This window comes from Streptomyces sp. NPDC018610, from assembly GCF_044391765.1.
Classification (GTDB): Bacteria; Actinomycetota; Actinomycetes; order Streptomycetales; family Streptomycetaceae; genus Streptomyces.
Genome location: NZ_JBISAL010000006.1, coordinates 204,256 through 229,010 on the forward strand (window position 1 = coordinate 204,256; position 24,755 = coordinate 229,010).

The 24,755-nt window shown below is 74.1% G+C and carries 20 protein-coding genes and 1 pseudogene; 11 read left to right on the plus strand and 10 right to left on the minus strand.

All coding sequences use genetic code 11. The features are described 5' to 3' along the window. Positions 1-4 precede the first annotated feature (4 nt). Entirely contained in the window at positions 5-1,318 is a 1,314-nt protein-coding gene (locus tag ACH5A8_RS17400) for an ABC transporter substrate-binding protein (protein ID WP_399002766.1), read from the minus strand. Between the two features lie 117 nt (positions 1,319-1,435). Here ACH5A8_RS17400 and ACH5A8_RS17405 point away from each other — a divergent pair, with 117 nt between their 5' ends. Both ACH5A8_RS17405 and purU read left to right on the plus strand, forming a co-directional pair. Next, positions 1,436-1,936: a hypothetical protein gene (locus tag ACH5A8_RS17405; protein ID WP_399002768.1), complete on the plus strand. Its 501-nt coding sequence runs from the start codon at positions 1,436-1,438 to the stop codon at positions 1,934-1,936. Positions 1,937-2,093: 157 nt separating this feature from the next. After that, positions 2,094-2,978, plus strand: a complete 885-nt coding sequence (purU, locus tag ACH5A8_RS17410) for a formyltetrahydrofolate deformylase (RefSeq protein WP_399002770.1) — start codon at positions 2,094-2,096, stop codon at positions 2,976-2,978. 279 nt (positions 2,979-3,257) lie between these two features. Here purU and ACH5A8_RS17415 read toward each other — a convergent pair whose 3' ends face one another. Both ACH5A8_RS17415 and ACH5A8_RS17420 read right to left on the minus strand, forming a co-directional pair. Continuing rightward, the gene (locus ACH5A8_RS17415; RefSeq protein WP_399002772.1) at positions 3,258-4,481 is read right to left on the minus strand and encodes a zf-HC2 domain-containing protein; all 1,224 of its coding nucleotides are present in this window, start codon (positions 4,479-4,481) and stop codon (positions 3,258-3,260) included. Beyond that, positions 4,478-5,059: a sigma-70 family RNA polymerase sigma factor gene (locus tag ACH5A8_RS17420; RefSeq protein ID WP_399002774.1), complete on the minus strand. Its 582-nt coding sequence runs from the start codon at positions 5,057-5,059 to the stop codon at positions 4,478-4,480. Before ACH5A8_RS17420 ends, ACH5A8_RS17415 begins: the two co-directional genes overlap by 4 nt. 385 nt (positions 5,060-5,444) lie before the next feature. On the opposite strand from ACH5A8_RS17420, the gene ACH5A8_RS17425 reads away from it, so the two are divergent. The 3 genes from ACH5A8_RS17425 to ACH5A8_RS17435 all read left to right on the plus strand — a co-directional run bounded on the left by ACH5A8_RS17425 (position 5,445) and on the right by ACH5A8_RS17435 (position 7,662). Next, positions 5,445-5,813, plus strand: a complete 369-nt coding sequence (locus ACH5A8_RS17425; protein ID WP_399002776.1) for an STAS domain-containing protein — start codon at positions 5,445-5,447, stop codon at positions 5,811-5,813. A gap of 221 nt (positions 5,814-6,034) precedes the next feature. Continuing rightward, positions 6,035-6,547, plus strand: a complete 513-nt coding sequence (locus ACH5A8_RS17430) for an EF-hand domain-containing protein (RefSeq protein ID WP_399002778.1) — start codon at positions 6,035-6,037, stop codon at positions 6,545-6,547. A 602-nt stretch (positions 6,548-7,149) separates the two neighbouring features. Next, a complete protein-coding gene (locus ACH5A8_RS17435; RefSeq protein ID WP_396318834.1) occupies positions 7,150-7,662 on the plus strand; it encodes an ATP-binding protein in 513 nt (170 codons plus the stop codon). Positions 7,663-8,338: 676 nt separating this feature from the next. On the opposite strand, the gene ACH5A8_RS17440 is transcribed toward ACH5A8_RS17435, so the two are convergent. After that, positions 8,339-9,142, minus strand: coding sequence for a serine hydrolase (locus tag ACH5A8_RS17440; RefSeq protein WP_399002780.1), 804 nt, complete (start codon positions 9,140-9,142; stop codon positions 8,339-8,341). Between the two features lie 218 nt (positions 9,143-9,360). Beyond that, positions 9,361-10,509 (minus strand): GlxA family transcriptional regulator, encoded by a 1,149-nt coding sequence (locus ACH5A8_RS17445; RefSeq protein ID WP_399002782.1) that lies wholly within the window; start codon positions 10,507-10,509, stop codon positions 9,361-9,363. A gap of 72 nt (positions 10,510-10,581) precedes the next feature. Here ACH5A8_RS17445 and ACH5A8_RS17450 point away from each other — a divergent pair, with 72 nt between their 5' ends. After that, complete coding sequence (locus ACH5A8_RS17450) at positions 10,582-11,895, plus strand: MFS transporter (RefSeq protein ID WP_399002784.1); 1,314 nt, start codon at positions 10,582-10,584, stop codon at positions 11,893-11,895. 7 nt (positions 11,896-11,902) lie between these two features. Here the strand turns inward: ACH5A8_RS17450 and ACH5A8_RS17455 are convergent, their stop codons facing one another. Next, positions 11,903-13,120 (minus strand): flavin-containing monooxygenase, encoded by a 1,218-nt coding sequence (locus ACH5A8_RS17455; protein WP_399002786.1) that lies wholly within the window; start codon positions 13,118-13,120, stop codon positions 11,903-11,905. A gap of 170 nt (positions 13,121-13,290) precedes the next feature. Between ACH5A8_RS17455 and ACH5A8_RS17460 the strand changes: the two genes are divergently transcribed. Beyond that, on the plus strand, positions 13,291-13,890 hold the full coding sequence (locus ACH5A8_RS17460) for a GNAT family N-acetyltransferase (RefSeq protein WP_399002788.1): 600 nt from the start codon (positions 13,291-13,293) through the stop codon (positions 13,888-13,890). 125 nt (positions 13,891-14,015) lie between these two features. Next, positions 14,016-14,878 (plus strand): annotated as a pseudogene (locus ACH5A8_RS17465) (GNAT family N-acetyltransferase). A 10-nt stretch (positions 14,879-14,888) separates the two neighbouring features. Here ACH5A8_RS17465 and ACH5A8_RS17470 read toward each other — a convergent pair. After that, positions 14,889-15,557: a pyridoxal 5'-phosphate synthase gene (locus ACH5A8_RS17470; RefSeq protein WP_399002790.1), complete on the minus strand. Its 669-nt coding sequence runs from the start codon at positions 15,555-15,557 to the stop codon at positions 14,889-14,891. Positions 15,558-15,788: 231 nt separating this feature from the next. Continuing rightward, positions 15,789-16,424: a TetR family transcriptional regulator gene (locus tag ACH5A8_RS17475; protein ID WP_399003193.1), complete on the minus strand. Its 636-nt coding sequence runs from the start codon at positions 16,422-16,424 to the stop codon at positions 15,789-15,791. Between the two features lie 134 nt (positions 16,425-16,558). On the opposite strand from ACH5A8_RS17475, the gene ACH5A8_RS17480 reads away from it, so the two are divergent. The 3 genes from ACH5A8_RS17480 to ACH5A8_RS17490 all read left to right on the plus strand — a co-directional run bounded on the left by ACH5A8_RS17480 (position 16,559) and on the right by ACH5A8_RS17490 (position 20,806). After that, entirely contained in the window at positions 16,559-17,365 is an 807-nt protein-coding gene (locus tag ACH5A8_RS17480) for a VOC family protein (RefSeq protein ID WP_399002792.1), read from the plus strand. Positions 17,366-17,602: 237 nt separating this feature from the next. Continuing rightward, complete coding sequence (locus tag ACH5A8_RS17485) at positions 17,603-20,008, plus strand: PQQ-binding-like beta-propeller repeat protein (RefSeq protein WP_399002794.1); 2,406 nt, start codon at positions 17,603-17,605, stop codon at positions 20,006-20,008. A 162-nt stretch (positions 20,009-20,170) separates the two neighbouring features. Beyond that, on the plus strand, positions 20,171-20,806 hold the full coding sequence (locus ACH5A8_RS17490; protein ID WP_399002796.1) for a hypothetical protein: 636 nt from the start codon (positions 20,171-20,173) through the stop codon (positions 20,804-20,806). Positions 20,807-21,062: 256 nt separating this feature from the next. Here the strand turns inward: ACH5A8_RS17490 and ACH5A8_RS17495 are convergent, their stop codons facing one another. After that, positions 21,063-21,248: a hypothetical protein gene (locus tag ACH5A8_RS17495; protein ID WP_399002798.1), complete on the minus strand. Its 186-nt coding sequence runs from the start codon at positions 21,246-21,248 to the stop codon at positions 21,063-21,065. Between the two features lie 228 nt (positions 21,249-21,476). Further along, positions 21,477-24,422: a BTAD domain-containing putative transcriptional regulator gene (locus ACH5A8_RS17500; RefSeq protein WP_399002800.1), complete on the minus strand. Its 2,946-nt coding sequence runs from the start codon at positions 24,420-24,422 to the stop codon at positions 21,477-21,479. Positions 24,423-24,755 lie beyond the last annotated feature (333 nt).

The following is a 24,755-nucleotide window of genomic DNA, read 5'->3' on the forward strand; positions in this document are numbered from 1 at the left end:
GCGCTCAGCCGACGTCCGCGTTCCTGAGGGTGGCGGTGACGTCGACGGTGTTCTCGGGGGCCGAGACCAGGCGGCCCCGGCGGACCACCTGGAGGGTGACGTCGGCGTTGGCCAGGCGGGCGAGGCCGGCCGCGGCGAACGGACCCGACAGGTTCCAGCGCAGCGGCGGGGTCAGGCCGCCGGTGTCGACCTTCAGACCGTCGTTGAGGGTGTGGCGCACGGCGTCGGCGCTCACCTCGCCGGCGCCGATCCTCTCCAGCACGGCGCGCAGCACCGTGTAGGCGATCCACGTGGTCTGCACCCCGGGGTCCGCGGGGTCGACGCGGTTGTCGCCGAAGGCCTCCTCGTTGATCACCTTCTTCATCGTGGCCCAGCGCGGATCGTCCGCCACCGGGTACCAGCGGGTGATGTACGCCCCCTCGTACGGACCCGCCTGCCCGCCGCTCGCGTCGATGACGGTCTGGTCGACGCTGCCGAGCACCGCCGCGGTGCGCACCGCCGGGTAGCCGCCGCGGTCGCGGCGGAAGGAGTCCATGAAGATGTTGGTGCGTTCGCCCAGGGAGGGCACCAGACAGCCCCGCCTGCCCGGTTCGGCGGACGACTGCTTCAACGCCCGGTCCGCCTGGCCGGAGTACTCGGTGGCGTCCTCGGCGGCCGGCTGGTCGTGGGCGGGGGCGTGCCCGCCCGCCTTCAGGCCCGCGTTCAGCAGGCCGGGCAGCTCGTCGCCGGCGATGCTGTCGGGCCGGACGAAGGCGACGGGGCCGCAGTCGGCGGCGAGCGCCTTGCCGAGGCCGACGAGCAGGCTGGGCTGGCCGCCGTTGACGGGGTAGGACAGCGCCCGGGTGAACTCGGCGGTGGTCACGCCGTAGCCGCCCAGGTACGGGATGCCCGCGCCCTCCAGCGGTGGGAAGAAGGAGTCGTTGTACTGGCTGTAGGAGCCGACGACGGCGACGACGTCCTCCTTGACGGCGAGCCGGGCGCACTTGGCCGCCGCCACGCTGTCGTTGCCCTCGTTGCAGGTCAGGACCTTGAGCTTGTGGCCCGCGATGCCCCCGGCGGCGTTGACCCAGCGGGCGTAGGCCCGGGCCATGGCGGGCATGCCGGGCTTGTTGGTCGCCCGGGTGCCGTCCGGCGCCCAGGTCATCACGGTCACGGTGTCGTCCCCGGAGCCCCCCGTGACGGCGGGGACGACACCGCACCCGGCGGCGAGCGACGCGCACACCGCCAGCGCGCCCGCGGCCAGGAGGGTCCTTCTCCTTCCGGCGGGCCGGGTGGGGGCGGTGGGGAGGAAGCTGCGCGCGCGTCGCCTGCCGGTCATGTCCCCGCACGATTCCCGCACATCCCTAACCCTGGAGCGATCCGTCCTGGACAATGGGTGACGCGACGGTGAATTACGGGGGCCGGGCAGGCCGCCGGGAAGGAGAACGTACGATCGATGACCGTGCAAGGTTCGGAGAACTCTTCCCGTCGCGGCCGCCGCTCGTCCACCATGGGCGGTATGCCACTCAACGACATGCCGTGGTGGCGCTGGCGCAGCAATGTGCGCTCCGCGCTGCACATGCTCTCCGACCCGGCGTTCCAGCGGGACGTCTGGCTGGCGGGCGTCGAGGGGTACGGGGACGTCACCGACGCCGTCTACCGGCTGGTCGAGGACACCTGGCTCGACAACTGGTCCGCCGAGAAGTACGTCGGCACGATCTTCCGGGACTCCCAGGAGGCGGCCCTCGTCGACACGGCCGTGCTGCGGGTGCTGCGGATCATGCACCAGGTCGGGCCGGACGCGCCGGTGAGCGCGTACCTCGACCACCACGCCTGGCCGGAGGCGGTGCGGGCGGCGCGGGACGCGCACCTGCGCCTGGCCGCGAGCGACGGCGAGGACGCGGACGCGCCGCCGCGCAGCCTGGACGTGCTGCGCATCATGACCCGCGCCGCCTAGGGCCTGCCGGACAGCGCACCCAGGGCGGGCGGGGTGTCGCGCAGGGCGTGCGGGGCGTCGTGCGGGGCCTTCGCGACACGCTCCCGGGGCCGTGGGCCGTCGTCCGTCCAGCGGACGCCCTCCCGCGGCGGGCGGGCCGTGTGGGACCCTGTCCCGCATGAGTGAGCAGTCCACCCGAGCCGCCGCGGCCTTGGCCGACCAATACATCCTGACCCTCTCGTGCCCCGACAAGCAGGGCATCGTGCACGCCGTGTCGAGCTACCTGTTCATGACCGGCTGCAACATCGTGGACAGTCAGCAGTTCGGCGACCAGGACTCGGGACTGTTCTTCATGCGGGTCCACTTCTCCGCCGAGTCACCGGTGACGGTGGACAAGCTGCGGGCCAGCTTCGCGGCCATCGGCGACTCCTTCGGGATGGACTGGCAGATCCACCGGGGCGACGAGAAGATGCGGGTCGTGCTGATGGTCAGCAAGTTCGGGCACTGCCTGAACGACCTGCTCTTCCGGGTGCGGATCGGCGCGCTGCCCGTCGAGATCGCGGCCGTGGTGTCCAACCACACCGACTTCGCCGAGCTGGTCGGCTCGTACGACGTGCCCTTCCACCACATCCCGGTGACCCGCGACACCAAGGCCGAGGCCGAGGCGCGGCTCCTGGAGATCGTGCGCGAGCAGAACGTCGAACTCGTCGTCCTCGCCCGCTACATGCAGGTCCTCTCCGACGACCTGTGCAAGGAGCTGAGCGGCCGGATCATCAACATCCACCACTCCTTCCTGCCGAGCTTCAAGGGCGCCAAGCCGTACCACCAGGCGCACGCCCGGGGCGTGAAGCTGATCGGCGCGACGGCGCACTACGTGACCGCCGACCTCGACGAGGGCCCGATCATCGAGCAGGAGGTCGAGCGGGTCGGCCACGACGTCGATCCGGACCAGCTGGTCGCCATCGGCCGCGACGTGGAGTGCCAGGCGCTGGCCCGCGCGGTGAAGTGGCACGCGGAGCGCCGCATCCTGCTGAACGGCCGCCGCACGGTCGTCTTCGCCTGACGGCACGGGCCCTCGGCCCGGCGGCGCGGCAGGCGACACCCGCCGACGGCGGGCCCGCGGCCTGGCCCCCGGCGGGCCGGACGCCGTGATGGCCGGCCCCCTGCGCCCCGGCGGGCCGGAGGTCATGATCGCCCGGAGGCCTGCGACCAGGAGGGCCGGAGGCCATGACCTTCTGTGGTCTGGGGGCCTGACGGGTTTGGCGGGCGGCGGCCCGGGGCTCTGCCCTCCCCGCGGCCCGCGGGTACGGCTCCCCGGCCGTCCGTGGTCCCGCGGCGTCGTCTACATCCGGCTCAGGGACGCCGCCGCGTACAGCACGTCCCGGATCGCGTCGCGGTCGCCGGCCTGGCCGGCCGCCGCCTCGCGCGGAGCCACGTGCCCGGCCGTCAGGCGGCAGAACTCCACGCCGTCCAGCGCCACATGGGCCACCTCGTGGTCGGCGGAGCCCACCGCGCCGGGCGAGTCGAGCGGTATCAGCCACTCGCCGCCGCCCGACCCCTCGATCTCCAGCCGCAGACTGCGCCCCGGCGCGCCCGCGCTCACCAGATGCCGGGTGCGCCCGGGCGAGGCCAGCCCGGCCCGCCGGCGCTCGGCCAGCACCCCCGGAAGCATCCGGGCGGCGAGGTCGATCATCCCGTGCAGATGCCGCGGGGCCGGCGGCTCGTAGGGGTAGTCCACCGCCTCCGCGATGTCCTCGGCGTGCACCCAGCACTCGAAGGCCCGGTCGAGCAGCGCGTCCCGCAACGGCAGTTCGAAGCCGCCGTACGGCACCGTCGGCCGCCCCGGTGAGACGGCCGCCGCGTCCGCCGCCGGGCCGGGCTCCGCCTCTTCGGTGCCGGACACCGTCCGTACCAGCGCGTGTGTCTGGCTGCGCCACGGCGCCCGTACGGAGCGGGTCGGCGGGAAGTGCGCGGCGCGCCAGTACGCCTCGGTGCGGGCGGTCGGCGTGGGCCGGTCGGCCGGGGTGCCCGCGAGCGGGTCGTCCAGTCCGAGGGCGACCGCGACCAGCCCGTCGACGCTCATCAGGTGCGCGATGACCCCCGCGACGGTCGTACGGCGGCTCGTCGCCGCCTCGTCCTCGAACCACCGCAGCCGCACCGGCGCGTGCCACTCCGAGTCGCGGATGTCCTGGAGCAGTGCGTCCAGCCGCGCGGTCTCGGCGTCGTAGGGCGCCGCCCACTCGGGCACCGGGATGCGCGCCGGGCGCCGCTCCAGGCAGCTCTCCAGGACGCGGGTGCGCAGGCCCGGGTCCAGGTCGAGACTCTCGGGCGGGTGCAGCAGACCGACCGCCGCCCGCAGCCGCAGCGCCTCCTCGGCGCAGTCGCCGCAGCCGCCGAGGTGTTCCTCCACGGCCGCCGCCTCCCGCGGCGAGCAGGCGGCCAGCGCCCACGCCCCGAGGAGCGACTTCAGGACGTCGTGTTCCAGCACGGGCAGGCCCCGGTCCTTCCGTTCCCGTTCCCTCGGCTCCTTCGCCGGCTCCCCTGCCGGCCGCACCGGACCGCTCACGCCGCACCCCCGTAACCGGGTGGCGCCGTCCCGAGGCCGCCGGCGTCGTGGGCGGTGGACAGCAGCTGGAGGCCGAGCCGGAGCCGACGGCGGGCCTCGTCCTCGGTGACGCCGAGGTCGGCCGCGGTCTGCCGGTAGTCGCGCCGCTGGAAGTAGGCCAGCTCCAGGGCGGCCCGCAGCGGGGCGGGCATGGAGTGCACGATGAAGTCGGCGCGGGCGGCGACCGACGCGCGGCGGACCATGCTCTCCAGTTCCTCGGGGGAGTTCTCGCCGTCGGTGAGCGCGGCGGCCCCGGTGGTGCGCAGGCGCTGCACGGCGAGCCGGTGGGTCAGCGTCGCCACCCAGGTGCGCAGGGGGCCCTGCTGCGGGTCATAGGCGTCGGGGTGCTGCCAGACGTGGGCGAACACCTCGCGGGTGATGGCGTCGGCGGCGTGTTCGTCGCCGAGCACGCGGTGGGCGAGTCCGTGCACGAGGGAGGCGAACCGGTCGTAGAGCTCACCGAGGGCGGCGGCCTCGCCGCGGGCGAGCCGTTGCTGCATCCCGCTGTCCCAGCGGGGCGGTGCGTCCTTCTTCGCCATGCGGCCCCCTCCGCGCCCGGCGCGGTGCCGTGCTCGTGTCCTGGTCCGTCGCTGGTCCAGCGTGTCTGCCTGGTCCTGCCGAATGTAGTCGGCACGTGCGGCGTCGCACGCCCCTTTATTGCAATGTGCGCCCCCTGGGAAGCCGCAGGTGGTAGGGCACTTGCTCACCCTCCTCGCGACTACCCCTCCACCTTCGGACCAATTCCGACTGAAAGCGATCGAACACGATCGAGAATGACCGAAACAAGTGCCTTGATGAACAAGGTCGGTTTGGTGTGTGGCGTTTGGGGGAACGGCCGCTGGGCAGCCGCGCGGAAAGAAGCGTAGGAACTGCTTCCGTTTCCGGGCGGTTCCGGGGAAGATCCGGCGAGCGGAGGGCAGGGCCGTGGCGTTCAAGGTGACCGGCGACGAACAGGGCGGGTGGAGCGTGCTCCAAGTCGTCGGCGAACTGGATCTGGTGACCTCGCCGGTGCTCCGCGCGCGGGTCCACGACGTGGTGGCCCAGGGCCGCCACGATCTCGTGCTGGACCTCTCGGAGGTCTTCTTCTGCGACTCCAGCGGCGTCGGCGTGCTCATCGCCGCCCGCCGCCTGATCCGCTCCTGCCAGGGCCGGCTGCGGCTGATCCTGCCGGCCGGCGGCGCCGAGGAGGGCTCCCACGTCAACCGGGTCCTCGGCGCCCTGGGCGTACGGCGCCTCTTCGACGTCCGCCCCGACCTGGCGGCGGCGGTCGACGACGAACCCCTGTCGGCCTAGCGCCGTCGCCCGAAGGGCGCCGCTGCCCGTCAAGTGCCGCGGCGTCTCGCTGCCCGCACGGGTGCCGCCGTCCGCCTAGCATCCCCGACCCGGAATTCCCCGGTCTTGGCACGACGTTCCCCCGGTCTTGGCACAACCGTCGCTTTCCCGCCTCCGGCGGCCGCTCGGCGTCGTACGCTCCCAGCCAGACGCACCCCCACACGTAAGGCGGCCCGAAAGACATGGTCAGCAGCGAGTACGAGCGCAGGATCGCGGCCCGGTTCGCCACCCTCGACCAGGACGGCAGCGGGTGGATCGACCGCGAGGACTTCAGCGTGGCGGCCAAGGCGCTGCTCGCCGAGTTCGGCACCACCGCCCGCTCCGGCAAGGGCCAGGCCCTGTACGCCGGGGCGGAGGCGTTCTGGCAGGGCATGGCCGGGATCGCCGACCGCGACGGCGACCAGCGCATCACCCGCCAGGAGTTCGTGACCGGCGCGGTCAAGCGGCTGCGCGACAACCCCGAGCGGTTCGCCGAGATCGGCCGCCCCTTCCTGCACGCGGCCCTGGCGGTCGCGGACACCGACGACGACGGGGCCGTCACCGTCGCGGACACCGTCCGCGCGCTCCGGGTCCTCGGCGTGCCCGAGGAGGTCGCGCGGGCCACCGCCGCCGCGCTCGACACCGACGGCGACGGCCTGGTGGGCGAACAGGACGTCGTGCCCGCCCTCGCACGCTACTTCACGGTCACCGAGTAGTCCCCTCCCGCCGCCCGCGCCGCCGAACGGGACGGAAGCGGACGGAGGTCGCAGTCCCGCCCCGTCCCGCGCGCGCCGCGGCCCGCCGGGGTGCCCGGGGGAGCGGGGCCGAGGGCGGCCCGCGGCCCGCTGACTGCCACGGATCGTGGCGGATACCGACTACGCAGCGTAGTTGTCGAGTTGGTGCCGTCGCGCCCCTCGTCACGTCCCGGAGTCGTCGCCGACGCTCCGGTACCTTGGGTCGGGTGCGAGTGGTTCCGAGGGCCGGGCGTCCCGGCGTCGCCCCGGTGGCGGCCCCGGAAGAAGCGGTGCGCGCCGCTGCTTGCGAGGTCGGGTGGCATGCGCTGCCCACCCGTTCGACTTCCCGCGACGAGCGTCGCACAGTATGCCGCACGAGTACTCCTTCGCGCGGGAATATGCCCGAAGCGCTTGTTGCGGTGACGGTACGTCAACCATGCTGTCTCGTAGGGGAGTCACATTCCGTGACCCCCGCTCTGGCCGTTGTTCTGGCCATGCAGAAAATGGCTACGATCGTGGCCCTCGCACGGCGCGGGGCCATGGGTCCGCCGGTTCGGATGGTGTGAGCGGTGCAGGTGCTTCAAGTGCAGCTGGAGATCCGGCCCGACCCCGCGGAAGTGGGGCGGGCCCGCAAATGGGCCCGATCCCGGCTCGCGGGGTCGGTGATAGCGGCCGACGAACCGCTCGCCGAGACCTTGGTCCTGCTCGTCTCCGAGCTGGTCACCAACGCCGTGGTGCACACCGGCTGTCCGGCCGTACTGAGGCTGTCCCTGCCCGGCGCGGCGGCCGAGGCGGCCACCGTGCGCCTGGAGGTGACCGACGTCAGCACCAGGGCCCCCGTGCCGCGTTGCGCGGACGACGACGCCACGGGGGGCCGGGGCCTGGCCCTGGTCGACGGCCTCGCCGACCGCTGGGGCTGGAGCGCCGAGGGCGCCGGCAAGCGCATCTGGTGCGAACTGGACCGCTGTACACCGCCCATCGCCGAGTCCGTCCCGGCGGCCTGCGGCGACCAGGCCCCGGCGGCGGGCGCTCCCGCGACCCGGACGCCGGGGTTCGAGGGGCCGACGTACGAGGGTTTGGCCTACGAGGCGGTGTAGAGGCCGCCTGGTCGCCTCGGGGGCGGGACGGGCCGTGCGCCGGGCGGAAGGCGGGCTCACCGTGGGCGGAGGCCAGGCCGTCCGGGCCGGGCGGGAACCGTGCGCCGGGCGGAAGGCGGGCTCACCGTGGGCGGAGGCCAGGCCGTCCGGGCCGGGCGGGAACCGTGCGCCGGGGGATGCTTCCGTGCGCGCCCGTTGCGATCCCCGCATAACGGGCATACCGCCGAACGGCTGTTGACGTGCCGTGTCCGTTTGATCACGCTTGTGGGCAGCGATTCGCCGCGAGGGGACGACGAGGGCGGCGGCATGCCGGAGGCTTCGCGAGCGCGCGGAGTCCGTCTGCCGAAGGCCTCGACGAGTGTGAGTCGCGAGGTCGGCGCCGACCGGTCCCGTCAGGGCCGAGGGGGGTGGGGTCGGTGCGCCGGAGCCGGATGGCGGCGCGCGGTGCCGTGCTCGGGGCGGGCATGGGCGCGCCGCCACCCGGACTCGCTCCGCCACCCGGACTCGCCCCGCCACCCGGACGCGGCCGACAGCCGGACTCACCTCACCCCGCCACCGAGACTCACCCCGCTACCCGGGCTCACCCCGCCACCGAGACTCGCCCGGCGACCCGGACTCGCCCCGCCACCGGACTCGCGCCGCGTCCCGGACCTTCTCCACAGGCTGTGGACGGCGGTCAGCTTCCGCTCGCCGAGGCCACCGCCGTCCGTGCCGTCCGCTGGACCAGCGAGACCCCGTCGCTCATCGACGCGTTGCCGTCGGACAGCACGGCCACCAGGTAGGGGTGCCCGCCGACCGTGATCCGGCCGACGCTGTTCACGTCCCAGAGGCCGGTCGTGTTGCGCTCCAGCCACCCGTTCTTCAGCGCCGTCCCCGACGCCGAACCGGCCGCGGAGACGCCCCACGCCTGCTCGTCGGCGACGTCGCCCATCAAGGACCGGATGTAGGCGCGGGACTTCTCGCTCAGCGCGGCCGGGCCGGTCTTCGGCGGGTCGAACACCGCCCGCAGCAGCCGTATCTGGTCGCTGGCCGTGGTCCGGGTCAGCCCCCACTTGGCGCCGGGGCCGCCCTTCGTCTCGGTCAGCCCCAGGCGCTTGTTCGCCGCCGCCAGTCCGGGTGCGCGGCCGATCCGCCGCCACAGGGCGTTCGCCGCCGCGTTGTCGCTGTCGCGGATCATCGGTTCGGCCCAGGCGCGCTCCTGCGCGGTCAGGGACCGGCCCGCGTCCTGCGCCTGCAGCAGCGCCGTCGCGAGGATGTCGACCTTGATGATGCTGGCCGTGTCGTAGGGGACGTCGGCTCCGTACACGAAGGGCTCCTGCCGGGCGCCGTCGAGCGGGAGCACCGCGGCCGTCACCCGGGAGGCGTCCTGGGCCTGCGCCGGTGCGGCGGCGCCGAGGGTGCCGGCGGACAGGAGCGCCGCGGCGGAGACGAGCAGGGCACCGGTCTTCGGACGCGGTACCGAGCGCAAGCGATTCAGCATGGTCGAGCAGGCCCTCTTCGTGGAGTTCGGCGGAGGATCGGGGATCCGGAGACCGAACATAAACAAAACACCCGAACCATTCGGTGACGGTCATCACCGAAAACCCGCTTACGCCCGAATTGTGAGAAGAGCCATAGGCCGGGCGGAAAGACCGGGAAGGCCCAGGAGAAGGCCGCCGGAAAGGCCGGGAAATGTCAGGGAAGGCCGCTGGAAAGGCCCTAGAGGGCGTTCCCGACCCGGAAGGTGCGCCGGTAGGCGGTCGGGGTCACCCCGAGGGCCGCCTGAAGGTGCTGCCGCATCGACTGCGCCGTGCCGAACCCCGAGTCCCGCGCCACCTGGTCCACGGACAGGTCCGTCGACTCCAGCAGGTGCCGGGCCCGCTCGACGCGCTGCTGGGTGAGCCACTGCCCCGGACTCACCCCGACCTCCTCCCGGAAGCGCCGGGTGAACGTCCGTACCGACATGGCCTCCTGCTCGGCCATGTCGCGCAGCTGGATCGGCTCGTGCAGCCGCCCCAGCGCCCAGGCGCGCGCGGTGGTCGTGGTGGCCAGCTGCGGATCCGGCACCGGACGGTCGATGTACTGTGCCTGCCCGCCGTCGCGGTGCGGGGGCACGACGGTGCGGCGGGCCACGTCGTTGGCGACGGCGGTGCCGTGGTCGCGGCGCACCATGTGCAGGCACAGGTCGATGCCGGCGGCCACGCCCGCCGAGGTCAGTACGTCGCCGTCGTCGATGAACAGCACGTCCGCGTCCACCCTGATCCTCGGGAACAGCCGCTGGAAGCGGTCGGCGTCCGCCCAGTGCGTGGTCGCGGGCCGGCCGTCCAGCCGGCCGGCGGCGGCGAGCACGTAGACGCCCGTGCAGATCGAGGCGAGCCGGGTGCCGGGCCGGATGTGCGCGAGCGCGGCGGCCAGTTCGTCGGTCAGCCGCCCTTCCTCGAAGACCGGGCCCAGCTCGTACGAGGCCGGGACGATCACCGTGTCGGCGGTGGCCAGCGCCTCCGGGCCGTGGGCGACGTGGATCGAGAAGTCGGCGTCCGTGGCCACCGGTCCCGGCGGGCGCACGGAGCAGGTCACGACGTCGTACAGCAGTCGCCCCTCGGCGTCCACGGGCCGCCCGAAGATCCGGTGCGGGATGCCCAGCTCGAAGGGGAGCAGCCCGTCGAGGGCGAGGACGACGACGCGGTGCGGACGGAAGCCGTCGCCCGCGCCCGCTGCCGTGACCACCGCATCCGTGGCCGCGCCGCCGGTCGTGGCTGTGCTGCCGGTCGTGTCTGTGCCGCCGATCTTGGCCATGCTGTCGGTCGTGGCCCTGGCAGGGGCCGTGTCCGTATCCCTGTCCGGCTGCGTGCTCCTGTCCGCGTCCATGGCCCGATCCTAGCGAAGGTGGGCCTTCGGGCCACTCGATGCGGGCCGGGGGCGTGCCGGAGGCTCTGTGGTGTGACCCAGACAACCGAACCCGCAGTCGCCGCCGAGCACCACCCGCCCGCCCGGGGCCGGGGCAGGGTGCACCGCGCCTGGTTCGTCGCCGCCGTCACCTTTGTCACGATCATCGGCGCGGCGGCCTTCCGCTCCCTGCCCGGCCTGCTCATCGACCCGCTGAACGACGAGTTCGGCTGGTCACGCGGCACGATCACCGGCGCCGTCTCGATCAACCTCGCGCTGTACGGGCTCACCGCGCCGTTCGCCGCCGCGCTGATGGACCGTTTCGGCATCCGCAAGGTGGTGGCCGTCGCGCTGACGGTGATCGCCGCCGGTTCGGGCCTGACCGTGTGGATGACCGCCCCCTGGCAGCTCTGGCTGTGCTGGGGTCTGCTGGTCGGCCTCGGCACCGGCTCCATGGCGCTCGCCTTCGCGGCCACGGTCACCGAGCGCTGGTTCACCGAGCGGCGCGGCCTGGTCAGCGGCATCCTCACCGCCGCGTCCGCCTCCGGCCAGCTGATCTTCCTGCCGGTCCTGTCCTGGCTGGTCCAGTCCCCCTACGGCTGGCGTCCGGCGGCCGTCACGGTGGCGCTGGCCGCCTTCGCCGTCGTCCCCTTCGTCTGGCTGCTGCTGCGCGACCACCCGGCCGACGTGGGCGCGCGGCCGTACGGGGCGACCGCGTTCGTGCCCAAGCCGGAACCCGTGCCGGGCGCCGCCCGACGGACCGTGACCGTCCTGCTCTCGGCGGTGCGCACCGGCCCCTTCTGGCTGCTGGCGGGCACCTTCGCGATCTGCGGCGCCTCCACCAACGGCCTGATCCAGACCCACTTCGTGCCCGCCGCCCACGACCACGGCATGCCCGTCACCGCCGCCGCCTCGCTGCTCGCGGTCATCGGCGTCTTCGACGTGGCCGGCACCATAGCCTCCGGCTGGTTCACCGACCGCTTCGAGCCGCGCCGGCTGCTCGCGGTCTACTACGCCCTGCGCGGCGTCGCCCTGCTGTTCCTGCCGATGCTGCTGGCGCCGAGCGTGCATCCGCCGATGATCTTCTTCATCGTCTTCTACGGCCTCGACTGGGTCGCCACCGTCCCGCCCACCCTCGCCCTGTGCCGGGAGCAGTACGGGGAGGACAGCGCGATCGTCTTCGGCTGGGTGCTCGCCTCCCACCAGGTCGGCGCCGCCCTCGTCGCCTACCTCGGCGGCGTCGCGCGGGACGTCTTCGGCTCGTACGACATGGTCTGGTACGCCTCGGGCGCGCTGTGCGCCGCGGCGGCGCTGATGGCCCTGGTGATCCGGCGCCGGCCGGCAGGGAGGGCGGCGTGCGCGGCCTGACGGATGGTCAGACCATGCTGCCCGGCAGGTTCGTGCGGGTGCCGGCGTGGCGCTTGGCGACGGCGCGGGCGATCCGCTCCGCGTCGATCGCCAGCTCGCGGAGCATCCCGCTGACGGGGTTGGTGAAGCCCGTGAAGTACAGGCCGGGCGCGTCGGCGGGGGTGCGCGGGCCGTGCGCGACCGGACGGCCGCGCTCGTCCAGCACGCCCAGGTGACCGACCAGCTCCGTCAGGCCGCGCGAGTAGCCGGTCGCCGCGATGACGGCGTCCGGCTCGATCCGGGCGCCGTCGGCGAGGACCACCTCGCCGTCCTCGAAGCCCTCGACGGCGGCCACCACCTCGATCCGGCCCCCGCGCACGGCGTCGATGAGACCCACGTCCTGGACCGGGATCGCCCCCTGCCTGACCCGCGAGTACAGGCCGGTGTCCGGGCGGGGCAGACCGTGCGCCGACAGGTCCGGCACGCTCAGCCTCGCCAGCGGCCGGGCGAGCCGGTCCATCAGCGCGACCGGCAGCCGCCGGCACAGCACGCCCGAGTACTGCGCGGCCCATCCGGCGGTCGACCGGCGCACGATGTGCGGGACGGTGCGCACCGACAGCCGTACGCGCCCGGCGCCGCCCTCCACCAGGTCGACGGCTATCTCGGCCCCGGTGTTGCCGACGCCGACGACGAGCACGTCCCGGCCGGCGTACGGCCCGGGATCGCGGTAGGCCGAGGCGTGCAGCAACGTGCCGGAGTACTCCGCGCGGCCGGGCCACTCGGGCAGGCGGGGCGTGTGGTTGTGGCCGGTGGCGACGACCACCGCGCCGCCGGTCAGTTGCCGGCCGCCGGTGGCGCGCAGCAGCCAGCCCGTGCCGTCCGGGGCCCGTTCGACGCGGGAGACCTCGACGCCGGTCACGATCTCCAGTTCGTGGTGCTCGGCGTACTTCTCCAGGTAGCGCACCATGTCGTCGCGCGCCACCCACCTGCCGAACCGGCGCGGCATCGGCAGGCCGGGCAGCGAGGACAGACGGCGGGTGGTGTGCAGGTGCAGGCGGTCGTAGTGTCCGCGCCAGGAGGCGCCCACCCGGTCGGACCTCTCCAGCACCACGGCGCGTACGCCCCGCGCGCGCAGGGCGTACGCGACGGCCAGGCCGCCGGGGCCGCCGCCGATCACGTACACGGGACGGTCGGCGTGCTCGGGGGCGGCGGGAGCGGTCGCAGGAGTGGGGGTGGAGTCGGCCATGAGGGGGAGCGTATTCACGCACTCGGTTGATGGGTCTCGGTCAAGACCGGAATTGGTTGCGGATTGATCACAGGTGACCACCGTTCGTAGGGCGGCGGACACTTCGGCGCGCGCTCCTTCATGTCCCCTGCGCCGCACGGTCCGTGACCCGTCTCGGCCACAATGACCGGATGGCCGACATACGTGAGCACCACGACGCCCCCCGCACTTTCGACCTGCGCGGTCACGGACTCCGGCTGAGGCTCTGGGACCCGGAGTCCGAGGAGGACGTGAAGACCTGGCTGCGCGGGCGGTCCGACCCGGAGTTCCGGCGCTGGAACACGCCGCTGATCCTGGAACGGGACCTGGCCGACGCCCGAGAGTCGCTCACCTCCCACGCGACGGAGGTCGCCGACGGCACGGGCGTGCCGTTCTGCGTCACCGACGAGGCCACCGGCGCGGTGCTGGGACACATCGGCATGCACGTCGCCAGCCGCACCATGCGGTTCGGGCGGGTCGGCTACTGGGTGCTGCCCGAGGCGCGCGGGCGCGGGGTCGCCTCGCGGGCGCTGCTGCTCGCCACTCGCTGGGCGTTCGCGGAACTTCCGCTGCACCGCATCGAGTTGGGGCACGCGCTCGGGCACGGGGCGTCCTGCCGCATCGCCGAGCGGTGCGGGTACCCCTACGAGGGGACCCAGCGCGACGCGATGTGGGAGGCGGAGCGTCACGACGCCTTCCGCGACTGCCACCTGCACGCCCGTCTCTCCACGGACCCCGAGCCGTCCCTCTGACCGGCGGCCGCGACGCTTCCGGGCCGTCCCTCCGGACGGCGGCCGCGACGCGCCCGGGACGGCGCGTCCGTGCCCGGCGGCCGAAAAGGAGAGGCGCGTCCGCGGGTCCGGCGGAACCATGGACCATGCCTTCCGACGACTGGTACCTCACCACGGATCTGGACGACTTCCTCACGCGCGCGGGCGCGTTCCTCCGCTCGCGGCCCGCGCGGCACACCGTGCATCTGACCGTCACGGAGAACCTGCGCTCCGCCGGGACGCGGATCTACGGCGACCGGCCCCCCGAGTTCGGCGTCCTGCGCGACGCCGCCGGACACGGGGTGCGGGCGTCGTTCTTCCGCACCCCGCCGCATCCGCTCATGGTCACCGACCTGACCGCGAAGGAGGCCCGCGCGCTCGCGGACCGGCTGGCCGGGGAGGGGCACGCCCTGCCCGGCGTCGACGCGGACCGGGACACCGCCGCCGCGTTCGCCGCCGCCTGGCACCGGCGCACCGGCGCCGGGGCCGGCCTCGTCCGGCGGATGCGGCTCTACCGGCTCGCCGAGCCGGCCGCCCCGCGGCCGGCCCCGCCGGGGCGGGCGAGGACGGCGGGCGGGACGGACCGCGAACTGCTCATCCGGTGGTACGGGGAGTTCCACACCGCCATCGGCGAGAGCGCGATCCGGCCCGCGGCGGACTGGGCCGACGAGCGCGTCCGGCGCGGCGACGTCCTGCTCTGCGGACACCGGACGGCGCCCCCGTCGCCATGGCCGGGCTGTCTCCGAAGGTCGCCGGCCAGATCCGCGTGAACGCGGTCTACACCCCCGCCCACCTGCGCGGACGCGGATACGCGGGTGCCGTGACCGCGGCGGCGGGCCGGGCCGCTCTGGACGCGGGTGCGGCGGAGGTCCTCCTCTTCACCGACCTCGCCAACCCCACCAGCAACGGCCTCTACCAGCGCATCGGCTACCGCCCGGTGTCGGACTTCGCGCGGTACGAGTTCGGGTGAGGGGCCCGGCTCAGGGCCACAGCAGCTCCCGGTCCCAGCCCCGGGGGGTACGGCGGTAGCGCAGGCGTACGTGACGGCGGCGGGCGTCGCCCTGGAAGAACTCGGCCTCGGCCGGCCGCAGGCGGTACAGGGTCCAGGTCGGCGCCTCGGTGTCCGGTGCGCTCCCGGCCCGCTCCCAGGCGGCCTCGGAGGCCTCGGCCAGCTCCTCCAGCGAGCCGAGGACCTGGCTCTGGCGGCCGGTGAGGGCGGCGGCCAGAGCGCCCGTGGAGCGTACGCGCAGATCCTTGCGCGCCTGCTCGGGCGGAGCGGTCGTGACGGGGCCCCGGATCCGGACCTGGCGGCCCAGCACCGGCCAGTAGAAGGCGAGGGCCGCGTACGGGCGGGCCGCCAGGTGCCGTCCCTTGCGGCTGTCCGCGTGGGTGGCGAAGGACCAGCCCGTGGCGTCGTCGGCGCCGTGCAGCATCACGACGCGGACGTCGGGGTGACCCTCCTCGTCGGTCGTCGCGAGGGACATCGTGTGCGGCTCCCGCTCGCCGGCCGCCGCCACCTCGGCGAGCCACGCGGCGAAGAGGGGGAGGGGGGTGTCCGGTGCGGCGGCGGGGTCGAAGCCGGGCAGCGTGGTCGCCTCGGGGGCCCACACCCGCAGTGACCTCAGAAGCTCGGGGAGATCGGTGTCCATGCCCCGAGTATGGGCGCCGTGACGGCGGTGACGGCGGTGACGGCCGCGGAGGGCGCGGGCACGCGTTCCTTCCGACCCGCCCAGCCGTGCCCCGGCCCGGCAGGAGACCGCCCGGTCGCCGGGACGCCCGGGCGCCCCCGTACAACGCGACAGGCGGCGGCCCACTCGGGTGAACCGCCGCCTGTATGACAGGACTTGTCGCCGGGGTGTCCGGCGCCGTATCGGCGCCGGCTATCTGCTCGGCTTCTTGCCGGTGATGCCGAGGTGAACCAACAGGGCCAGATTCGGCTTCAGTTCGGCCTGCTTCACACCCCAGGAGGTGAAACCCTTCTGGTGCGAGGCGACCGCCGCGAGCATCGCGACCAGTGAACCGGCGATCGCCGCCGGGTTCACGTCCTTGTCGACCCTGCCCTTGGACTGGAGTTCGGCGACCGAATCCGCGAGGGAGCCGTTCACCGCGTTGAGGATCTTCATGCGGAGCTTGTAGAAACGCTTGTCGCCCTCGGCGGCCCCGAGGTCGACGACGCGCAGGATCGCGTCGTTGCGCCGCCAGAACTCCAGGAAGCCGTCGACCAGTTCCTGGGCCGTCTGCCAGCCGGCCTTGCCGGCCCAGGAGCGGCCCGCCACCAGTTCGGTCAAATCGGCGCTCTCGGCGGCCATTTGCTCGGCGATCTCCAGGACGGCGCCCTCGACGTCCGGGAAGTACTGGTAGAAGGTCGCGGGCGAAGTGCCCGCCTTGCGGGCGACGTCGATGACCTTGACGTCCCGGTAGGGAGAAGAGCTGAGCATGTCGCTGAGGCAGTCGAGCAGCTTCTGCCGAGTCGCCTGCCCACGCCGCCCGGCCACGCGGCCGTCGACGGTACGCACTTGTCCTGTCATGTCGTCAGCTTACCGAGGGGGGATGGGAGCGCGATTCGGCCGACTGCAAATGGGGTGCCCGACCGGAAAAAGGGCGCTGTGCCTGGTCTGCGGGCTGTGGGCGGGCCGGTTACTTTGACGACATGGCCGAAAACAGGGCATCCGCGTACACAGAAGGCGTCCCCTGCTGGGTGGACGCGCAGCTTCCCGACGTCGAGGCGGGCAAGCGCTTCTACGGTGGGCTCTTCGGGTGGAACTTCGAGCGGAAGGAGGCGGCGTACGGCAGCTCCGTACTGGCCCGGCTGGGCGGGGAGCCCGTCGCCGCCCTCACGCCCAAGACGGACGGCCGGATGCCCACCGTGTGGACGGTGTACTTCGCCGCCCCGGACCCCGGGACGCTGGCCGGGCGGATCCGCGCCGGGGGCGGCCAGATCGTCACTCCGACGGCGACCGTCGGCGGCCTCGGCACGGCCGTCCTGGCCGCCGACCCCGAGGGCGCCGTGTTCGGACTGTGGCAGCCGGCCGGCCGCGCGGGCTTCGGCCGGCGGCACGAGCCGGGCACCTTCGGCTGGGCCCAGCTCTACACCCGCGACACCGAGGCCGCCAACGCCTTCTACGGCGGCCTCTTCCACGACGCCCTCTTCGGCCCCGGCGCCCGCCCCGACTTCGGCCGCGCCCCCGTCTCCGACGTCTTCCCCGCCGAGATGCCGTCCCACTTCCTCGTCCACTTCCTCGTCACCCGGGCCGAGGCCGCCCTCGACGACGCCGTCCGGCTGGGCGGGCGGGTGCAGGTGCCGCCCTTCGCGACCTCCTACGGCACCGTCGCCGTGGTCGTCGACGACCAGGGGGCGTCCTTCGCCGTACTGGAAAGGGAGGACCGGCACGGACCCGGAGGCGGGACGGGGGCGGACGCGGGCGCGGACCCTGGTCCGGACGACGGAGAAGGGTGAAACCGGAAGGATGAAACCGCGCGGCTGAAACCGGGAGGGCGAAACCGGCGTCGCCGTACCGGAAAGGCGGAACCGGCCCGCGATCCGGCTGGAAAGCGCCGCTTTGACAGAGAATTGCTCCAGGACATCCCGATTCGTCGGCGGGTTCGCAACCAGTGCCCGGGCCAGGAAGAATCGGGGTGCGTGCCGCCATGGCGGTGCGGTGGGTGAGACGCTGCACGGGGGCCGCGTACACAAATGGTGTCGCGGCTCGTACGGGGAGGTGGCAGGCAAGTGGATCAGCTGACGCAGCACGATCCGCGGCGGATCGGGCCGTTCGAGGTGCTGGGACGGCTCGGCGCCGGCGGCATGGGGCTGGTCTATCTCGCGCGTTCGGCGTCCGGGCGGCGGGTGGCGATCAAGACCGTCCGCACCGAGCTGGCCGAGGACCAGCTGTTCCGGGTCCGCTTCACGCGCGAGGTCGAGGCCGCGCGCGCGGTCTCCGGCTTCTACACGGCCGCGGTCGTGGACGCCGACCCGCGTGCCGCCGTGCCCTGGCTGGCCACCGCCTACGTCCCCGCGCCCTCCCTCGAGGAGATAGTGACCGAGTGCGGGCCGATGCCGGCCCAGGCGGTGCGCTGGCTCGCGGCCGGGATCGCCGAGGCGCTCCAGTCCATCCACGGCGCCGGGCTCGTCCACCGCGACCTGAAGCCGTCCAACGTCCTCGTCGTCGAGGACGGCCCGCGGGTGATCGACTTCGGCATCGCGTCCGGCGTCTCGAACACCCGTCTGACCATGACGAACGTCGCCGTCGGCACCCCCGCCTACATGTCGCCCGAGCAGGCCAAGGACTCGCGCAGCGTCACCGGCGCCAGCGACGTCTTCTCGCTCGGCTCCACCCTCGTCTTCGCGGCCACCGGCCACGCCCCCTTCCACGGCGCCAACCCGGTCGAGACCGTGTTCATGCTGCTGAGGGAGGGCCCGGACCTCGAAGGCCTGCCGGACGAGCTGCGCCCGCTGATCGAGTCCTGCATGCAGATGGAGGCCGCCGGCCGCCCCTCGCCCGCCGACCTCCAGGCCCAGCTCGCCCCGCACCTCTTCGGCTCGGGCTCCGACGACAGCGGTACGGCCTCGGCCTGGCTGCCCGGACCGGCGGTGGGCCTGATCGAGTCCCGCCGCGGCGGCCGCCCCACCGCGCCGCCCGCCGCCGGCTCCCGCGGCGGCCGTCCCCATGTGCCGCCGCCGCCCTCGCACGACCCGGTGGTCCCCGCGCCCCACGGCCCGGGACCGCACGGCGCCGTCCCGGTGGGCGCGCCCGACCCCGGCCCGGTGCTGCTGGCGGGCGCGCGGGTGCCGATCGGGCCCGGCCCGCGCGTCGCGGACGCCCGCGCCGCCGCCGTGAAGGCGCCCCCGCCGGAAGCGGGCCTGGCCGCCTCCTGGGCCAAGCCCCGCCCCGGCGTCGACCCGATGGCCTCCGCCGTGGCCCCCATGCCCGGCGTGCCGGCGGCGCCCGCCGTGCCGCCGGAGACCGCGCCCGGCTGGCGCCCCTGGCGCTTCCGCATGTCCAACGACGTCTGGGGCACCCCGTCCGTCGCCGACGACCTCGTCTACGTCACCTCCTTCGAGGTGCACGCCCTGGACGTCGCCACCGGCCGCCGCCGCTTCAAGACCCGTGACGTGGCGTGGTCGATGGCGGTCGCCGACGGCCGCGTCCACGCCTCCGACGGACCCACCCTGTTCGCGCTGGACGCCCGCGAGGGCACCGACCTGTGGCGGCTGCAGACCGACGCCTGGGTCTACTCCCTCAAGGCGGACCGGGGCACCGTCGTCACCGCGACCCGCGGCGGCGGCGTCCAGGGCTGGGAGGCGGCCGGCGGCCAGAAGCTGTGGGAGGTCACCGGCTGCCAGAGCGACTTCGAGACCCCCGAGGCCGGCCCCGCCGTCCACGACGGCACGGTCTACGTCTGGCAGGACGCCCGGCTGCGCGCCCTGGAGGCCCGCACCGGCGAGGAGCGCTGGTCCTACCCCATCGGCGACGCGGCCTCCTGCGGCGGCGTCCCGGTCCGCGTCACCCCCGCACCCGACGGCTACGTCTACGTCTGCGCCGGCACCCGCGTCGTCGCCCTCGACGTGGCGAGCGGCCACGTCCGCTGGCACTTCGAGGCGCCCGCGGTGTTCCTGTGCCCGCCGGCCTTCGTGCCCGGCCCGGCGGTCACCGGCGGCGGCGTCTACCTGGCCGACTACCTCGGCACGGTCTACGCGCTCGACGCCACCGACGGCCGCGACCGCTGGCGCATCGCCACCGAGGCGCGGTCCGCGATCGATCCGGTGCTGGTGGCCGCCGGCCATGTGCACGTCGGCAGCGGAAAGGGCCTCTACACCCTGGACGCGGTGACCGGAACGCCCAAGTGGCGCTTCCAGTCCGGCGGCGAGATCGTCGGCTCCCCGGCGGTGGCCGAGGGGCGCATCCACTTCGGCTCCACGGACCACCTGCTGTACACGCTGAAGGCCGACGACGGCCGCCTGCGCTGGAAGCTGGCCACCGGAGGCGAGATCACCGGCTCCCCGGTGGTCCGCGACGGCGTCGTCTACGCCTGCAGCAAGGACCGCTGCGTGTACGCCCTGGACGCGGAGAAGGGAACGGGCACGGCGCGCACCGCGTAGCCGGGGGTTTGGCGACGGCCGTCGCACGGGGTGCGCGGAAGGGCTCGGACGGCGGCCGTCGGAACGGATGAGCGAAGCGTTTCGTCACCGTTGTCACCCAAGAAGCTACTCCGTGTGCGCGACCCCCGCCACGCGGCGCCGGACAGCCCTTAGGGTGACCGCATGCGTATACGGGGACGGCAGGGACGCGGGCTCAGACTCACGGCGGTGCTCGCGGCGACGGTACTGGCCCTGACGGGCTTCTCCCGGAGCCACCACGGTCACAGCCACGGTCACAGCGGCGGGGGCGGCGGCTGCAGCAGCTCCAGCCAGGACCACGACACCTCGACGTCGTCCTCGTCGGGCGGGGACGACTCGTCCGGGACCGGTTCGTACGGCTCGGGAAGCGACGACGACACGTACGACGACGACTACGGCAGCGGTTCGACGAGCGGCGGCAGCACCTACGACCGCCGCCCCACGCACCGCTCCACGCCCACTTCCACCAGCACCGGAAGCGGTCACTCGCCGGACGACGGCACGGCGCGGCTGGTCAGCTGCGCGACGCAGAACGTGCCGTACGCGGTCGTCGAGGTCACCAACCCCAACAGCGCCGAGACCGGCTTCACCGTCGACGTCGAGTTCCGCGACACCGGGGACGAGCCGGTGGCCCACAACACCGCCGAGGTCACCGTGCCCGCGAACGGCACGGCGCAGGTACAGGTGCCGGTCGCCGGCGGCGGCGTCAAGGACGCCGGGCTCCTCGCCGAGACAGACCACTGCGTGGTCGACCCGACGGCCCTGGCGGACGACGACTGACGGTTCCCCGGCGAGCGAACCGGGGGAGGGGGAACGGGCGGGCCGGCGATGCGCCGCGGCGGCGCTCGGCCGCCGTTCGGGCACGGGCCGGTCAGGGCGTTCCGCCCGCCGTCCGGAGCCGCGTCGGTCACGGCGTTCCGTCCGGCGTCCGGACGTGCGTCGGTCAGGGCGTACCGCCCGGCGTCCGGACGTGCGTCGGCCGCGACGGCTCCCCCTCCGCGCCGCCGCGGCCGATCCCACCCCCGTGTGTGTGGGCTTACTTCGCCGGCTTGAACGGCTCCGACGTGGCGTGCATGTCCATCACCGTGACGGGCTCGTCCGTCGCGTGCATGTCCTGCGGCGACAGGTCGCCGTCCTTCGGCTGAGCGACGGCAGCGGCCTCGCCGTCCGTCGTGCCGGTGGCGTGCATGTCCTGCGGCTTGATGACCGACTCGTCGCTCATGCTCTTCGCTCCAGTTGGTGTGTTCGTCATCGGGCGGTCGGCGTGCCCGCCCGGTCACTCCCCCGAGGACGACCGGGCGGGCATTCCTGGGCCGCTCACACTAGTTCGCCAGTGCGGGGCCTCTCACAGTGACCCGCCTGCCCCCCGACGCGACGGATCGACTGAGTCGAGCATGGCGCGAGGCGATAAACGTTTGATGAACGCGTCTCAGACGGAGGTGACGGGGCCTCACACGGTCTGCGTCGTCCGCAGCAGCTCGCTCACGACCGCGGCCTCGGACGCGCCCAGGCCCTCGTAGATGCGCAGGGCGTCGAGCCAGCACACCCGGGCGCGGTCCGTCTGCCCGATGCCCGTGAGGGCGTGCCCCAGGACGGTGAGCACGTTGCCGCGCCGCCACTCGCCGCCGATTCCCCGCAGCACCGTGAGGGCCAACTCGGCGTTGGCGGCGGCCTGCGCGGGACGCAGGGCGGCCATGTCCACCTCCGCCATGCGGAACAGGGTCATCCCTTCCCACAGCCTTTGCCGGCTGTCGCGGAAGACGGCCAGCGCCTCGGCGAGCCGGTCCGCCGCGGAGGCGAGGCCGCCGCTCTGGGTGAGCGCCATGCCGAGGGCGTAACGGGCGTTCGCCCCCCGCATGGAGTTGCCCATGGCGTCGTAGATGTCGATGCCCTGCCGGGCCAGGTCGACGGCGCTCTGCGTGCGCCCGGTCGCCAGGTGGATGCGGGAGAGGTTGCACAGGGCGCTGGCCTCGCCGGGACGGTCCCCGAGTGCCCGGAAGTGCCTGATGGCCTCGGAGAGATGCTTCTCGCCGTCCGCGTTGCGGTTCTGGTAGAGCGCGATGATGCCGCGTGCGTTGTGGGCCCAGCACACCGGCAGCAGGTCGTCCGCCTCCATGGCGCGGCGGATCACCTGTTCCGCCTCCTGGTCCGCCATCTCGAAGCGGCCCGCGTCGACGTGCGCGTGGGCCAGCGTCATCAGCGCCCGCGCCTCCAACCGTGCCACATCGGCCCCGCGGGCCGCGTCCAGCAGCGCCTTCGCGGTGGCCTCGTACTCCCGCGAGTTGGCGCCCGACTCGGAGATGTCGAGCGCGGCCCAGAGCAGGTCGGTCGCCCGCCGCAGCGCGGGAGGCCGGTCCGCGCTGCGGCGGGCCAGGGCCAGGAGGCAGTTCGCCTCGGTGTAGAGCCAGTCCCGGGCCGCCTCGCGGTCGGGGAAGACGAGCCCCGGGTACTCCGTCGGCGCCAGGTGCTCCACCAGCCGGTCCCCCGGCCGCTCGATCGCGTACACCCCCGCCGCCGTCGCCAGATAGAAGTCCAGCAGCCGCGACATCGCCGCGTCGCGTTCGCTCGGCGGGTGTTCGTCGCGTTCGGCGCAGGCGCGGGCGTAGAGGCGGACCAGGTCGTGGAAGCGGTAGCGGCCGGGGGCCGCGGACTCCAGCAGGGAGGTGTCGACCAGCGCCTCCAGCAGGTCCTCGGTGTCCTCCGCCGGCAGGTCCAGTACGGCCGCCGCGGCCGCCAGGGAGATGTCCGGGCCGTCGGCGAGGCCCAGGAGCCGGAAGGCGCGGGCCTGCGCCGGCTCCAGCTGGCCGTAGCCGAGTTCGAAGGTGGCCTTGACCGCGAGGTCGCCCGCCTGCAGCTCGTCCAGCCGCCGCCGCTCGTCCGCCAGCTTCGCCGCCAGCACCGACACCGTCCAGGTGCGCCGGGCCGCGAGCCGGGAGGCCGCGATGCGGATGGCCAGGGGCAGGAAGCCGCAGGCGGCCACCACGTCGAGCGCGGCCTCCCGCTCGGAGGACACCCGCTCCTCGCCGACGATCTTCGTGAAGAGGGACAGCGCCTCCTCCGGGCTCATCACGTCGAGGTCCACCAGGTGCGCCCCCGCCAGGTCCAGCATCCGCACCCGGGAGGTGACCAGCGCGGCGCAGCCCTCGGTGCCCGGCAGGAGCGGTCTGATCTGGGCGGCGTCGCGCGCGTTGTCCAGGAGGACGAGCACCCGGCGGCCGTCCAGGACGGAGCGGTACAGCGCCGCCCGTTCCTCCAGGGAGTCCGGGATCGCCGAGTCGGCGGTGCCCAGGGCGCGCAGGAAGGAGCCGAGGACCGTCTCCGGCTCGGCCGCCCGGGAGCCCGCGCCCTGGAGGTCGACGTAGAGCTGGCCGTCGGGGAAGGCCGACCGCGCCTGGTGCGCCACGTGCACCGCGAGCGTCGTCTTGCCGACACCGCCGATCCCCGCCAGCGCCGAGACCGCCATCACCCGGCCGTCCGCCGACGCCAGCACCTCGCCCAGTTCGACGACGAAGGAAGCCCGGCCCGTGAAGTCGGGCACGGTGGCGGGGAGCTGTGCCGGGCGCACCGGCGCCGCCGCCGGTTCCTGGGGCGCGGCGGCGGCCTCGGCCAGGGCCGGGTCGGCACGGAGGATGCGCTGCTGGAGGTCGCGGAGCTCGGGGCACGGGTCCACGCCCAGTTCGTCGGCGAGCAGCCGGCGCGTGTCCGCGTAGACGGCCAGTGCCTCCGCCTGCCGGCCGCCGCGGTAGAGGGCGAGCATCAGCAGTTCGCGCAGGCGCTCGCGCAGGGGGTGGGCCGCGGTCAGGGCGGTCAGCTCCGAGACAGCCTCGGCGTGGCAGCCTTGTTCGAGGTCCATGTCGAGGCGGGACTCCAGGAGTTGGAGCCGCCACTCCTGCAGGCGCGTCCGCTGAGTCTCGGCGTACGGGCCCGGCAGGCCGGCCAGCGGTTCGCCGTCCCACAGGTCGAGCGCGCCGCGCAGCGCCTCCCGGGCGCGCCCCAGGTCCCCGGCCGCCCTGGCCTTGTCCGCCTCCGCCGCCAGTTCCTGGGCGGTGGCGAGGTCGAGCACGCCGTGACCGAGGCCGCGTACGGCGTAACCGCCGGACTCGCTGACCAGGATGTCCGGGTCCAGGGCCTTGCGCAGCCGGGAGGCGTAGGTGCGCACCGCCGCCAGCGCCTGCGACGGCGGCTCCTCGCCCCACAGCGCGTCGATCAGCTCGGACGCCGTCGCCGTGCGGCCCTCGCGCAGCAACAGGGCGGCCAACAGGGCACGTTGCTGGGGTGAGCCGGTGGCCAGCAGCTCCTGGCCGCGCCAGGCGCGCACCGGCCCGAGCACGCCGAAGCGCCATGCCGCCGGTTCCCCCGGACCCCGCTGCCCGGGCACCCGCGGTCCACCGTCCATCGCTGCCCCCTGGAGCCGCTGAACATCCCACAGTCGAGAGGCCAGTTTGCCTTGTTCATGGCGGATGCGTCAGCTCTGGGAGACGGCGATCACAGGCCGTGGCGCGCGGTCTCACAAGGCCCTCACAACTCCAGGTCAGGCCCGGCGGCCCGGCCGGCCGTGAGCCGCCGTCGGCTCCGGGGAGGGCCAGGCCCGCCGCCGGAGCCGGGGCGCCGGGGGTGTCCGCCGGCGGCGCCGGAGGTACCGGGCGCGGGGCGGTCCTTCGGCTCCGATCCGTGCCGGGGCCGCATGCCGGCCTCCCGTCCGGTCCTGGTCCATGACAACGGGGGAGGG